At 73.2% G+C, this 13,034-nt stretch carries 12 protein-coding genes; 1 reads left to right on the top strand and 11 read right to left on the bottom strand.

What is annotated here, in order from left to right; genetic code table 11:
* Positions 1 to 193: 193 nt before the first annotated feature.
* The 7 genes from ABD979_RS10765 to ABD979_RS10735 form a co-directional block, all read right to left on the bottom strand.
* The gene (locus ABD979_RS10765) at positions 194 to 1,240 is read right to left on the bottom strand and encodes an NAD(P)-dependent alcohol dehydrogenase (protein WP_345507460.1); all 1,047 of its coding nucleotides are present in this window, start codon (positions 1,238 to 1,240) and stop codon (positions 194 to 196) included.
* Positions 1,241 to 1,343: 103 nt separating this feature from the next.
* Entirely contained in the window at positions 1,344 to 2,138 is a 795-nt protein-coding gene (locus ABD979_RS10760; RefSeq protein ID WP_345507459.1) for a ParA family protein, read from the bottom strand.
* A 12-nt stretch (positions 2,139 to 2,150) separates the two neighbouring features.
* On the bottom strand, positions 2,151 to 3,014 hold the full coding sequence (locus ABD979_RS10755; protein WP_345507458.1) for an FkbM family methyltransferase: 864 nt from the start codon (positions 3,012 to 3,014) through the stop codon (positions 2,151 to 2,153).
* Positions 3,015 to 3,067: 53 nt separating this feature from the next.
* Entirely contained in the window at positions 3,068 to 3,952 is an 885-nt protein-coding gene (locus ABD979_RS10750) for a RecB family exonuclease (RefSeq protein ID WP_345507457.1), read from the bottom strand.
* A 136-nt stretch (positions 3,953 to 4,088) separates the two neighbouring features.
* Positions 4,089 to 4,955 carry a PHP domain-containing protein gene (locus ABD979_RS10745; RefSeq protein ID WP_345507456.1) on the bottom strand — a complete coding sequence of 289 codons (867 nt, stop codon included), beginning with the start codon at positions 4,953 to 4,955 and terminating at the stop codon, positions 4,089 to 4,091.
* Positions 4,956 to 5,047: 92 nt separating this feature from the next.
* On the bottom strand, positions 5,048 to 5,578 hold the full coding sequence (locus ABD979_RS10740) for a MaoC family dehydratase (RefSeq protein ID WP_345507455.1): 531 nt from the start codon (positions 5,576 to 5,578) through the stop codon (positions 5,048 to 5,050).
* 104 nt (positions 5,579 to 5,682) lie between these two features.
* Complete coding sequence (locus tag ABD979_RS10735; protein WP_345507454.1) at positions 5,683 to 7,260, bottom strand: threonine/serine exporter family protein; 1,578 nt, start codon at positions 7,258 to 7,260, stop codon at positions 5,683 to 5,685.
* A gap of 115 nt (positions 7,261 to 7,375) precedes the next feature.
* Here ABD979_RS10735 and ABD979_RS10730 point away from each other — a divergent pair, with 115 nt between their 5' ends.
* A complete protein-coding gene (locus ABD979_RS10730) occupies positions 7,376 to 8,917 on the top strand; it encodes an aminopeptidase P family protein (protein WP_345507453.1) in 1,542 nt (513 codons plus the stop codon).
* Positions 8,918 to 9,009: 92 nt separating this feature from the next.
* On the opposite strand, the gene ABD979_RS10725 is transcribed toward ABD979_RS10730, so the two are convergent.
* The 4 genes from ABD979_RS10725 to ABD979_RS10710 all read right to left on the bottom strand — a co-directional run bounded on the left by ABD979_RS10725 (position 9,010) and on the right by ABD979_RS10710 (position 13,007).
* Positions 9,010 to 10,104, bottom strand: coding sequence for a hypothetical protein (locus ABD979_RS10725; RefSeq protein WP_345507452.1), 1,095 nt, complete (start codon positions 10,102 to 10,104; stop codon positions 9,010 to 9,012).
* Positions 10,105 to 10,180: 76 nt separating this feature from the next.
* Positions 10,181 to 10,750: a YflT domain-containing protein gene (locus ABD979_RS10720; protein WP_345507451.1), complete on the bottom strand. Its 570-nt coding sequence runs from the start codon at positions 10,748 to 10,750 to the stop codon at positions 10,181 to 10,183.
* A gap of 40 nt (positions 10,751 to 10,790) precedes the next feature.
* Positions 10,791 to 11,990, bottom strand: coding sequence for an acyl-CoA dehydrogenase family protein (locus ABD979_RS10715; protein ID WP_345507450.1), 1,200 nt, complete (start codon positions 11,988 to 11,990; stop codon positions 10,791 to 10,793).
* 141 nt (positions 11,991 to 12,131) lie between these two features.
* The gene (locus tag ABD979_RS10710; protein WP_345507449.1) at positions 12,132 to 13,007 is read right to left on the bottom strand and encodes a caspase family protein; all 876 of its coding nucleotides are present in this window, start codon (positions 13,005 to 13,007) and stop codon (positions 12,132 to 12,134) included.
* Positions 13,008 to 13,034 lie beyond the last annotated feature (27 nt).

Raw genomic sequence — 13,034 nt, 5'->3', positions numbered from 1 at the left:
CCGTCCCGCCACGCCTCCGACGGGGCGGTCGGCCACGCGGCGGGCGAGACCACAGCCGACCCCAGCCGTCGCTGACGTGGCTGACGGGGCTGAAGGGGCTCACAGCGCTCTGGCCTCGACCCGCCCGGGCACACGGACGGCCGGGCCCCTGCTGGGACCCGGCCGCACGCACACGCCCCGTCGGGGCGCGTGATCAGGCGCTGATCGTCGCGGTGTCGATGACGAAGCGGTAGCGCACGTCGCCGGCGACGACGCGGTCGTAGGCCGCGTCGACCTCGTCTGCCGAGATCTTCTCGATCGTCGCGCCGATGCCGTGCTCGGCGCAGAACGCGAGCATCTCGGCCGTCGCGGGGATGCCGCCGATGTTCGAGCCGGCCACGACGCGGCTGCCCCCGACCACCGCGCCGGGCGCGAAGTCGTAGTTGTTCGTGGGCAACCCGACGTTGGCGATGACGCCGAGCGGGCGCAGCAGGCCGATGTAGGTCTGCATCGGCAGGTCCGCGCTCACGGTGTTGATGATGAGGTCGAAGCTGCCCTTGAGGCTCTTCAGCACGCCCTCGTCACCGGTGGCGTGGTAGGCCGTGGCACCCAGGGCGAGGCCGTCCTCCTTCTTGGCGTCGCTGCGGCTCAGCACGCTGACCTCGGCGCCGAGCGCGACGGCGAGCTTGACGGCCATGTGGCCGAGACCGCCGAGGCCGATGACGGCGACCCTCTTGCCCGGCCCGGCGCCCCAGCGCTTGAGCGGCGACCACACGGTGATGCCCGCGCAGAGCAGCGGGGCGGCGACGTCGAGTTCGATGCCGTCCGGGATGCCGACGGCGAAGCGCTCGCTGACGACGACCTGCTGGGCGTAGCCGCCCTTGGTCGGCTCGCCGTCGTAGCCCTTGCCGTTGTAGGTCATGACGGCGCCCTTGGAGCAGAACTGCTCCTCGCCGTCCTTGCAGAACTCGCACTCGCCGCACGAGTCGACCATGCAGCCGACGCCGACGCGGTCGCCGACCTTGTACTTCGTCACGCCGTCACCGACGGCCGAGACGACACCGGCGATCTCGTGCCCGGGGACCATGGGGAAGATCGCGCTGCCCCACTCCTCGCGGACCTGGTGGATGTCGCTGTGGCAGATGCCGGCGAAGGCGACGTCGATGAGGACGTCGTCGTCGCGCAGGTCGCGGTGCTCGACGGTGCGGGCCTCGAAGGCGGCTCCGGCGCTCGGTGCGACCAGTGCAGGGGTGGAAATCAAGAGGGTGTCTCCTTCGTGGTGGGTGGCGACGCTCTCAGGTCCAGCGCCGCCCTCACGAGGTTCATTCCCGCCCGGGGGCCCCGGGCGAACGGTGGGAGACTCCTCACATCCTCGCGAGCAGGGCAGCGGCGACCTCGCGGTAGGCCTGCGCCCCCTTGGAGGTCCGCGCGGTCGCCAGCACCGAGCGACCCACCGCGGGAGCCTCGGCAAAACGCACCGTCTTGGGGATCGGGGGCTCGAGCACGGGCAGCTCGTAGCGCTCGCCGACGTCCGCGAGCACCTCGCGCGCGTGGTTGCTGCGACCGTCGAAGAGGGTCGGCAGGATCCCCCACACCTCGAGGTCGCGGTTGAGGATCCGCTGCACGTCGGCGACCGTGTCGAGCAGCTGCCCGACGCCGCGGTGGCTCAGCATCTCGCACGGCATCGGCACGACGAGCCCGTCGGCGGCCGTCAGCGCGTTGAGGGTGAGCACGCCCAGGCTCGGTGAGCAGTCGAGCAGCACGATGTCGTATGCCGTCTCGAGGCCTTCCAGCGCCGTGCGCAGCACGTACTCGCGGCCGGGGCGGGCCAGCAGCATCGCCTCGGCCGCGGCGAGGTCGATGGTCGAGGGCACGAGGTCGACCCCGTCGTCACAGGCGACGACGACCTCCTCGAGGCCGACCCCGGCGGTCAGCACGTCGTGGACCGAGCGCTCCACCGTGTCGGGGTCGACGCCGAGCGAGAAGGTGAGGCAGGCCTGCGGGTCGAGGTCGACGAGCAGCACGCGGCGGCCCTGCTCGGCGAAGGCCGCGCCGAGGCTGGCGACCGAGGTCGTCTTCGCGACCCCACCCTTCTGGTTCGCCAGCGCGAGGACGGTGGGGCCGGTCGTGCGCCGGCTCGAGGGGGTGCGGCTCGCCATGCCGACAGTCTGTCAGGCGCCCCGACGCGGCACGAACAGGACGTCGGTCGTGCGCCGGAGGTCGCGCACGTCGAGGGGCACGCCGTCGACGTGGCACGTCTCGTAGCCGAGGGCGGCGAGGGCGGCGAAGGCCGCGAGCTCCTGCTCCCACTCGGGGTGTCCGCTCCCCCAGCCGACCTCGCAGAGGATGACCGGACGCGGCGACCACCGTCTCAGGGCGGGCAGCATGCCGGTCAGCACCCGGTGCTCGGCGCCCTCGACGTCGATCTTGACGAGGTCGGGCACGTCAGCGAGCCCGAGGTCGTCGAACCGGGCCACCTCGACCTCGACGGGCGCCATCTGCTTGCCCCGGGCCTTCTGCTCGACCATGGTGTTCCAGCCGAGGTTGCCGTCGCTGGAGACGAAGATCGTCACGCGCGCGTCCGCGTCGCCGAGACCGACCCGGTGCACGGTCACCGCGCACGGCAGCCGGGCCGCCGTCTCGACGCAGAGGTCGGCGAGGTTGGGCACCGGCTCGAAGAGGTGTGCGCGGCCCCTGAAGCCGGTGCGCTCGGTGAGCACCTGCGTGAAGAAGCCGATGTTGGCGCCGACGTCGAGCAGCACCCCGTCGCGCGGGAGGAAGGGCGCCACCGCGTCGGCGAGGCCCTCGTAGACGGCGCGGCGCGCCTCGAAGAAGGCGAGCGCCCCACTGCGGTCGACGGTCTCCGCCGTGACGCGCCCACGCGACCCGTCCGGGGAGGTGGTGGTGGCGGACGACCTGCGTCCGCCTCCCGGTCGCCGCCCGAGCCGGCGCGCGACCCGGCGACGGGTCGCGGTCACGACCCCGCGGAGCCCGCCGCGGGCATAGGCCCCGCGCACCGACGACCAGGTGGGCATGCCTCGACCGTAGCGACCCGCGGGGGCCGGTGGGAGCGAACCGGCAGACGGGGTCAGGGCAGTGCCGTGCCGGCCGCGGCGGACTCGTAGCCGGCCGGCTCGAGTCCGGCCCAGTCGGACTTCTCGGGGCCCATCCGCTGGCCCTCGGGGCAGTGCGCGCGGAAGTCGCACCACCCGCAGATCGCCGAGGGGCGCGGCTCGAAGCGGGGCGACTCGACGCCCACCTGCGCGAACTCGGCGTCGGCGCGGCGCAGGTCGGCGGCGATGGACTCGGCCTCGGCCACCTTGCGCGAGAGGGAGTCGTCGGTGTGCTCGTGGACGGCCACGGTGCCCGAGGGCACGTGGTGCAGCTCGACCCGGTGGCACGCCCGGCGGAACATGCGGGCGGACGCGACGGCGTACAGGGCGAGCGGCAGCGAGGTGCGGGCGTCGTCGTCGGTCGGAACCTGCCGGCCGGTCTTGTAGTCCACGACGACGAGCTCGCCGTCGCGGTCGTCGAGGCGGTCGACCCGCCCGGTGATCGCGATCTGCTCGGTCTTGAGCGAGACGCTCCGCTCGACGCCGACGGGCTGGCGCTCGCGGTCGCTGCGGCGCAGGTAGTCGGTGACCGCGTCGCGCACGCGCAGCCGCCAGGCGGCGGACTGCTCCGGGTCGCGGAACCCGACGTCGATCCACGACGACCGCACGAGCTCGGCGACACCGGCGGGGGTGCGCTGGGCGAGCGGCAGGTCCCAGAAGTCGCGCAGCGCGTTGTGCGTCGCGATGCCGACCGAGGTGTGCGCGCGCTGGGCCCGCGCGGCGGGGCGCGGACGGTCGAGGTACTGCATCCGGTAGCGGCGCGGGCAGTCGAGCCAGGCGAGCAGCCGCGAGGGCGAGCCGGAGTAGAGCGGCGTGGGCATGCCCGCGAAGGTCGCCTGCTGCGAGGGTCCCGTCGTCACGCCGACACCCTACGGCGCCGTGCCGACGGTGCGGTCCGGCCGTGCACACCGCCCGCGCGTCGGCGCAGAACCGGCTGGTCGGGCACGACGACCATCGCGCTGGGAGGGGCCGGCGGAGAGGTCAGGTCGGACCAGCTCACGACCGCACCACCGCGGTGGTCCCGCTCGAGGCCGCCTCGATCGCGGCGAGCGCCTCCGGGGTGGTCGTGTTCTCGCCGAGCCGGTTGCGCTTGCCCGCCCCGTGGTAGTCGCTCGAGCCGGTGACGACGAGGCCGAGGCGGTCGGCGAGCGACACGGCGCGCGCCACCTCGGCCGGCCCGTGGTCGCGATGGTGCGCCTCGAGACCGACGAGCCCGGCGTCGTGCATCGCCTCGACGAGGGCGTCGTCGAGGACGCCGGCGCGGGTGCGGGTGAACGGGTGCGCGATGACGGGCACGCCGCCCGCCGCGCGGATCAGCCCGACCGCCCGCACGGGGTCGGGGGCGTAGTGGCCCACGTAGTAGGGCGAGTCGTCACCGAGCCAGTCGCGGAACGCCTCGTCGCGGTGCGCGATCGTGCCGTTCGCGATGAGGGCGTCGGCGATGTGCGGCCGGCCGGGCGTCGCGCCGGGGGCGACCTGGGCGAGCACCTCGTCGTAGGACACCGGCACGCCGTCGGCCGTCATGAGCTCGACCATCCGCTCGAGGCGGGTGGCCCGGGACTCGCGCGCGCGGGCCAGCTCGGCCGTGAGCCCCTCGTGCTGCGGGTCGGTGAGGTAGCCGAGCAGGTGGACCGAGGTGTGCCGCCACGTGCACGAGATCTCGATCCCCCGCACGAGCGTGACGCCGAGCCGGCGTGCCGCCGCCGTCGCCTCGGGCCAGCCGGCGACGGTGTCGTGGTCGGTGATCGCCAGCACGTCGACGCCGGCCCCCGCCGCGGCGGCCACGAGCTCGGTCGGCGTCTGGGTGCCGTCGCTGACCGACGAGTGGGTGTGCAGGTCGATGACCGGCGCCGCGGGGCTCACCCGCCCAGCCTAGGCGCGCGACCTGCGAGGACGACGGAGGCCTGTCGGCTCCAGGTGCCGACAGAACTCCACCGAGGGCCGGGTCTGCGGGATCAGGCGTCGCGGCCGGGCCAGTTGCGGTCGGGCACCGGCTCCGGGCGGCCGGGCTGCTCGCCGCCGCGCGCCTGCAGGTAGCTCTCCTTGGGCACCATGACCTTGCGCCGGAAGATGCAGACGACCGTGCCGTCCTGCTTGTAGCCGATCGTCTCGACGTGCACGACGCCGCGGTCGTCCTTCGAGGTCGACTCCCACTTGTCGAGCACCGTCGTCTCGCCGTAGATCGTGTCGCCGTGGAAGGTCGGCGCGACGTGCCGCAGCGACTCGACCTCGAGGTTGGCGATGGCCTTGCCCGAGACGTCCGGCACCGACATGCCGAGCAGCAGCGAGTAGACGTAGTTGCCGACGACGACGTTCTGCCCGAACTGCGTCGAGCCGGCGGCGTAGTGCGTGTCGAGGTGCAGCGGGTGGTGGTTCATCGTCAGCAGGCAGAAGAGGTGGTCGTCGTACTCCGTCACCGTCTTGCCGGGCCAGTGCCGGTAGACCGCACCGACCTCGAACTGCTCGTAGCTGCGCCCGAACTGCATTGCCGCTCCTCGTCGCGTCGGTCCCGCCCGCCCCCGCTGGGACGAGCGCTACCAGCCTGCCCGAGCACACGGCATACGCCCATGGCCGGATGCCGTGTGCTTGCTCACGCTCGCAGCGGGTCGTCCGGGCGGGCCGCGTCGGTCGACGCGTCGACGGCCGAGACGACGGTGAGCTCCCCGGTGTCGGAGAGCACCGGCGCGGTGCTGCCCACCGCGTCGCGGTCGGGGTCGGTGGGCAGGGTGGCTCCGGCGGCGGGCCGGGGGCGCACGCCCTGGCTCTTCGCGACGAGCAGCCCGGCGAAGTAGGTGCCGAGCGAGACGCCGGCGGCCAGGCCGAGGCCGAGCCCGAAGGCCTGCAGCAGGACCGGCACACCGAGCGCGAAGCCGTTGCCGTCGGGGTTCGTGACGATCTGCGAGATGCCCTGGTAGGCCATCCGCCCCGGCAGGAGCGGCACGATCGCGGCGGTCGTCACGGCGAGCGCCGAGATGGTGAGCCGGCGGGCGACGAGCCGGGCGAGGAGGCCGATGAGCAGGGCCGCGGTGGCCGAGGCCGTGACGGCGCCGAGCTGCAGCACCCGCTCCCCCAGCGCGAGCACGACCCACCCGAACCCGCCCGCGACGCCGGCCACGACGACCGCGCGGCCGCTGGCGTACGACATGACGGCGAACGACACGGCGATGATGACGGCGCAGACGACCTGCACCACGACGTCGTCGGTCAGCTGCGTCTGCGACTCGATGGCGATCGGGTAGTCGAGCCGCTTGCCGAGCGAGAGCACGACGGAGATGCCGACGGCGATGCCGAGCGAGAGCACGACGACCTCGAAGGCCCGGGCTCCCGCCGTCACGTAGTAGCCCTCGAGGGCGTCCTCCGCCGCGCCGACGACCGAGAGCCCGGCGAGGAGCAGCACGATGCCCGAGGCGACGACGAGCGAGGGCGAGACGTCCCCGACCGCGGTGAGCCCGGCCGACTGCGCGACGACGACGAGGGTGGCGACGCCGGTCGGGATCGCCGCGCCGACGCACTGGGCGAAGAAGGCAGCCACACCGGCGCCGGTCAGCCAGCCGAGCACCCGCCCGACGACGGTGGCCGTGAGGAAGCTGAGCAGGATGATGAACGGGCCGGCGCCGACGAGGCCTGCCGCCCCGGCCGCGAGCGTGCCGCCGGCGACGGTGACGAGCCAGCGGCGGTAGGGGTGCGGGGCGGTGATGAGGCCGTCGAAGCGCACCCGGGCCTCGTCGACGGGCACGGGGTCCTGCGAGAGGTCGACGATGAGGCCGCGCAGCCGCTCGAGGCGCGTGTAGTCCTGCACGCGGAAGCGGACGATGCGCATGACGGTGATCGGGTCGGCGTGCGGCCCGCGGTGGTAGGACACGGTGACCGAGGTGTACGTCACGTCGACGTGCACGCCGCTCAGGCCGTAGGCCTTGGTCAGCGTCAGCACCGTCGCCGTGACGTCGGCAGCCGCCGCGCCCGTGGCGATCATCGCGACGCCGGCGCGCATCGCGAGGTCGATGACGGCCTGCGCCGTGTAGGCGTCGACGCCGTCGGGCGTCGTCCAGATCGGGATCTCGTCGGTCGGCGGCCCGCTCGGGCGCATCGCGCGACGGGTGCTGGCGCGCAGCGAGGGCAGGCTCGCGCGCGCGGTGGTCGGCCGGTGAGGGGGTTCGGTGCGGGCCACTCCCCGACCGTATGCCACCCGCCCCGCGCCGCGCCCACCGTGGGGTCCGCCGCCGCCCGCGACCCGGGAAACGGGGTTCGGTGGCCCGGGGGCTTCGTGGCACCATGCAGGGGTGATGAGTGAAGAACAGAAGAGCTCTCCGAGCCGCAAGCGCCCGACGACCGACGAGTTCCGGGCCTTCGTCGCGAGCGGCTGGGCGCCCCGAGGCACCGGGGTGACCCCCCGGGCCGAGGTCGCCGACCACGCAGCCCGCCGTCGCGACGCCGTGAGCGCCGCCTTCCCCGGCGAGCGCCTCGTCGTGCCCGCCGGCGGCCTCAAGGTGCGCAGCAACGACTGCGACTACGTCTTCCGGCCGCACAGCGCCTTCGCCCACCTGACGGGCCTCGGCAGCGACCGCGAGCCGGACGCCGTGCTCGTGCTCGAGCCGCGCCACGCCGACGACGGCACCCCCACCGAGGGCCACGAGTCGATCCTCTACTTCCGCCCGCTCGCCGACCGCGACACCGAGGAGTTCTTCGGCGACTCGCGCTACGGCGAGTTCTGGGTCGGGGCGCGCCCGACGCTCGACGACATCGAGTCGGAGCTCGGCCTCACGGCCCGCCACATCGACGGGCTCGCCGATGCCGTGGCCAAGGACGCCGGCGAGGTGACGGTCCGCGTCGTGCGCGACGCCGACGCCGAGGTGGCCGAGCGCGTCGACCGCGCCCGCGCCGCGGCCGCCGGCACGCAGGAGGCGAGCGAGACCGAGACCCGCGTCGACCGCCAGCGCGAGGCCGACGAGCAGTTCGCCGCCTTCCTCTCGACGCTCCGCTTCGTCAAGGACGAGTGGGAGGTCGAGCAGATGCGTGACGCGGTCGCCGGCACGCACCGGGGCTTCGACGCCGTCATCGCCGACCTGCCCGAGGCCATCCACCGCGGCCGCGGCGAGCGCTGGGTCGAGGGCGTCTTCGGCCTGCACGCCCGCCACCACGGCAACGGGGTCGGCTACGACTCGATCTGCGCGAGCGGCGACCACGCGAACACGTTGCACTGGATCAAGAACACCGGCGACATCGCGGAGGGTGACCTGCTCCTGCTCGACGCGGGCGTCGAGGTCGACTCGCTCTTCACGGCCGACATCACCCGCACCCTGCCGGTGAGCGGCACCTTCACCGACGCCCAGCGCCGCATCTACGACGCCGTCTACGCCGCCCAGGAGGCGGGCATCGCGGCGTGCAAGCCGGGCAACAGGTTCAGCGACGTGCACGCGGCCGCGATCCGCGTCATCGCCGAGCACCTGCACGCCTGGGGCCTGCTGCCCGAGGGCGTCGACGTCGAGGCCACCCTCGACGCCGACCACGGGCAGTACCACCGACGCTGGATGGTGCACGGCACGAGCCACCACCTCGGCATCGACGTGCACGACTGCGCCCTCGCCACGCGCGAGGAGTACTCCGACGCCGAGCTGCGCCCGGGCATGATCCTCACCGTCGAGCCGGGCCTCTACTTCAAGGCGGACGACGAGCTGGTCCCCGCCGAGCTGCGGGGCAACGGCGTGCGCATCGAGGACGACATCCTCATCACCGAGGACGGCTGCGAGAACCTCTCGGCCGCGATGCCGCGCAGCAGCGCCGAGATCGAGCAGTGGATCGCCGGCATCTGGGGCACGAAGGCCTGACCGCCCGCCCCTGCCTCGCGACCTCCCGAGTGCCCACGTCCCCGACCCGGGGCGTGGGCACTCGGCCGTGGTGGCCCGTGCACCGACCGCCCCTACGTCGGGGACGACACCGAGCCGTCGGGGTCCGGGCCGGGGATCGGTGGGCTCCACCGCTCGACGAGGGCGACGAGGCCGCCGGCGTCGTCGGACTCGAGGTTCTGGCCCAGCACCGACGGGCGGCAGGTGGGGTCGACGCCGACGCGCACGGGCGGGCCCGCGGGCCAGGCCAGCACGAGGGTGAAGCGCTGGTCCGAGAGCCCGCCCGAGCCCTGGCACATACTGCTCGTCGGACGCGTGGGCAGGGCCCGCAGGGCGGCCACGACCGCCGCGCCGCTCGCCCCGTCGAGGGGGACGGCCCGCGCCGTGCCGTCGACGCCGTCGCGACAGACCGTGACCCTCGGGTCGCCCGCGGGCACGAGGTCGACGTCGTCACCGAGCCGGCCCCACGACCGCTCGGTGCACACGCCGCCCCCGGCCGGCCGCGGGAGCGGGCGACCGCCCGTCACCGCCGCGAGGTCGGTGCCCACGGGCGCGCCGGACACGAAGTCGCCGTTCGTCGCGCGTGAGCACGCGTTGGGGTCGGCCTTCGCCGCCACCCAGACGACCGCGTCGCCGAGGTCCGCTCCGACGAGGTATGCCGTCTCGTCGCCACCCATCGACGTGCAGGGCCGCTCGCGACCGTTCCACCGCGGCGCCCACGTCAGCAGGGCGACGACGTCGGCGCGCTTCGCCCCGGTGAGCACCGCGCGGGTGCTCCGCGGGAACGGCGCCGCGAGGGGCGTCGTGGCGCTGATGTCGAGGACCGGGTAGCTGCAGACGACGAGGCTGCGCGGCTGGCGGTCGGGCAGCAGCCGGTCGCCCCCGCGGACGCCCTGGGGCCGCACCGGCACGGTCATCCCCTCGGCCGAGGCCAGCGAGCCGGGGCAGGCCAGGGCGCCGTCGGCGGCCCGTGGTTGCGCGGTGACGTCGCGAACCGGCGCGGACGAGGTGGCCTGCGAGGGCGCACCGGAGGAGGACCGGCCCGGCGACGGCGCGGGTGTCGTGCCGCAGGCGGCGAGGACGAGGAGGGCGGCCGCAGCCACGGCGGCACCGGCGACGGGCCGGGCACTGCGGCGGACGGCATGCGCCCCGGGGCGGGTGGTCGGCATCGGTGCGCTCCTTCGTCGGGGACCGTCACCGAGACAGACACCCACCCCCGCCGGATCGTTGCGCGGGTGGTGCGCCTCAGCCGGCGGGCGGCCCCCCGGCGTCGCCTTCACCCGGGTGGGTGGCGGCGGTCGTCGGCGGCGCGAAGCCGGTGATGCCGGCGTCGGCGAGGATCGTGCGGCCCTGCTGCGCGAACTTGTGCTCGACGAAGACCTCGTAGCGCGTCGCCACGACCTGGCTCACGGACGAGAAGTCGCGCGCGCCCCGCGTGAAGGCGTAGCCGATGAGCGACCAGACGAGGCCGAAGACGGCGCCGTAGAGGGCGGTCGAGAGGAGCAGCGTGAGCGGGCTGGACGGCTGGGAGAACAGCGAGAGGATGAGGCCGACGAACAGCCCCAGCCAGATGCCCGACAGCAGACCGCCGAGCGCGACGCGTCCCCACGTGAGGCGAGCCGTCACCCGCTCGAGCTGCTTGAGGTCGGTGCCGACGATGAGGCAGTTCTCGACCGGGAACTGGTTGTCGGAGAGGGCGTCGACGGCCTTCTGCGCGTCGCCGTACTTCTCGAACACCCCGAGCGACATGGGGTACTCGAGGGACAGCGTGGCGAATCCCTGACGTCCCCCCGGACCCTTCGGTTGCAGGCTCATGAACCCATCCTCCCACCTGACCGACGCCGACCGGGGGAGCTCACGACCTGAGCCGGTAGTCCTCGACGAGGCGGCGCCCGATGATCATGCGCTGGATGTCGGCCGTGCCCTCGCCGATGAGCAGCATCGGGGCCTCGCGGTAGAGCCGCTCGATCTCGTACTCCTTGGAGTACCCGTAGCCGCCGTGGATGCGGAAGCTGTCCTCGACGACCTGCGAGCAGTACTCGGACGCAAGGTACTTCGCCATGCCGGCCTCGAGGTCGTTGCGCTCGCCCGAGTCCTTCTTCCGGGCGGCCTTGACCATCATCTCGTGCGCGGCCTCGACCTTGACGGCCATGTCGGCGAGCCGGAAGAGCACGGCCTGGTGGTCGACGATCTTCTTGCCGAAGGTCTCCCGCTGCTGCGCGTAGGAGATGCCGAGCTCGAACGCCCTTCTGGCCACGCCGCATCCACGGGCGGCCACGTTGACGCGGCCCACCTCGACACCGTCCATCATCTGGTAGAAGCCCTTGCCGGACTCTCCGCCGAGGATCTGGGCGTCGCTCGTGCGGTGGCCGTCGAGCACGAGCTCGGTCGTGTCGACGCCCTTGTAGCCCATCTTCTCGATCTTGCCGGGCACGGTGACGCCCTGCGCGGTCTCGCCGAAGCCGCTCTCCTTCTCGACGAGGAAGGTCGTCATGTTGCGGTAGACCGAGTCGGCCCCGGTGTCGGTCTTGACGAGGACGGCGACGAGGTTGGCGGAGCCGCCGTTCGTCAGCCACATCTTCTGGCCGGTGATCGACCACTGCCCGTCGTCGCCCTTGACGGCCTTGGTCTTGATCGCCGCCACGTCGGAGCCGCAGCCGGGCTCGCTCATCGAGAAGGCGCCGCGGACCTCCCCCGTGGCCATCCTCGGCAGGTAGCGCTGCTTCTGCTCCTCGGTGCCGTGCTGGAGCACGAGGTAGGCGACGATGAAGTGGGTGTTGATGATGCCGCTGACGCTCATCCAGCCGCGGGCGATCTCCTCGACGCAGAGGGCGTAGGTCAGGAGCGACTCGCCGAGGCCGCCGTACTCCTCGGGGATCATGAGGCCGAAGATCCCCATCTCCTTCATGCCGTCGACGATGGCCTGGGGGTACTCGTCCCGGTGCTCGAGCTCGGTCGCGACGGGGATGATCTGCTCGTCGACGAACTCGCGCACGAGCTTGACGAGCTCGGTCTGCTCCTCGGTGAGGCCGTCGGTCTGCTGGAGTCGGGACATGCTCGGATCGCCACCTTGCGTCGGTCTACGGGTCAGCTGCGACCGAGTATGCCGCCGGGGCCCGCCCACGCAGAGGGCCCCGACGTGTGAGGGTGGACACCTGTGGTGTCGGTCACCGGCACGGCGGGTCGGCGGCAGCGCTCACCAGAGCTGGCCGAAGCCGACCTTCTTGCTCTTGACGGGCCCCTCGAGCGTCGAGCGCTGGCTGAAGTCGCCCTCCTTGAGACCGGCCGTCACGGTCTTGAGCAGGTCGGTCCGGCTGGCGGCCGGGTCGGCCCGCAGCGCCTTGAGGAAGAGATAGGTGAACGCGCCGTTCGAGCGGCCGTCGAAGGTCGCGTCGGAGGCGGTCTGGTCGGGGCGGCAGGCGGCGAAGAGCACCGGCTTGCTCGCGGCGGTGCGGCTCCTCGTCAGCTCGACGAGCGCCTTGCGGTCGACGGTGCGCACGGGCGCCACGGCGCGCAGCGACCGCGCCTGCTCGAGCCCGGCCCGCGTCGGCGGCGGCAGGAAGCGCGGGCGGCGCCCGAGCAGCTGGGCCTGCATGATCTCGTCGAGGTCCTTCAGGCCCGTGCCGCTGTGGCACGTGTCGAGGAGCACCTCGAGGAGCACGCCGGTGGGCACCGTCGCGAAGAGGTCGCGCAGCTCGTCGTCGACGATGACGGTGTCGCGGTCCCACTGGTCGCCCTGCTGTCGGATGTCGTAGCAGGCGAACGCCTCGTCGAGGTCGTCGGGCTCGCGGTCGCCGCCGGGCTCGTTGGGCACCTGTGTGCCGTGGCTGCTGAAGGTGAAGACGAGGTGGTCGCCCGCCTTCGCCGACGACACGAGGCCCTCGAGGGCCGTCATGACGGCTCGTTTCGTGGCCCCCGCGTCGGTCAGGACCGTCGTGTCCCGAGCAGTGAACCCGAGCTGGCGCAGTGCCGCTGCCACGTCGTTCGCGTCGTTGACGCAGCCGTTGAGCCAGCTCGTCGGCGGGAGCGACTCGAACTCGTTGATCCCCACGCACAGCGCCTTGCGTGCCATGGCGGTTCCTCCTTCTTCTTCTTCTTC

This window comes from Terrabacter aeriphilus (assembly GCF_039542985.1).
Classification (GTDB): domain Bacteria; phylum Actinomycetota; class Actinomycetes; order Actinomycetales; family Dermatophilaceae; genus Terrabacter; species Terrabacter aeriphilus.
This window is presented reverse-complemented; position numbering and strand designations above follow the sequence as displayed.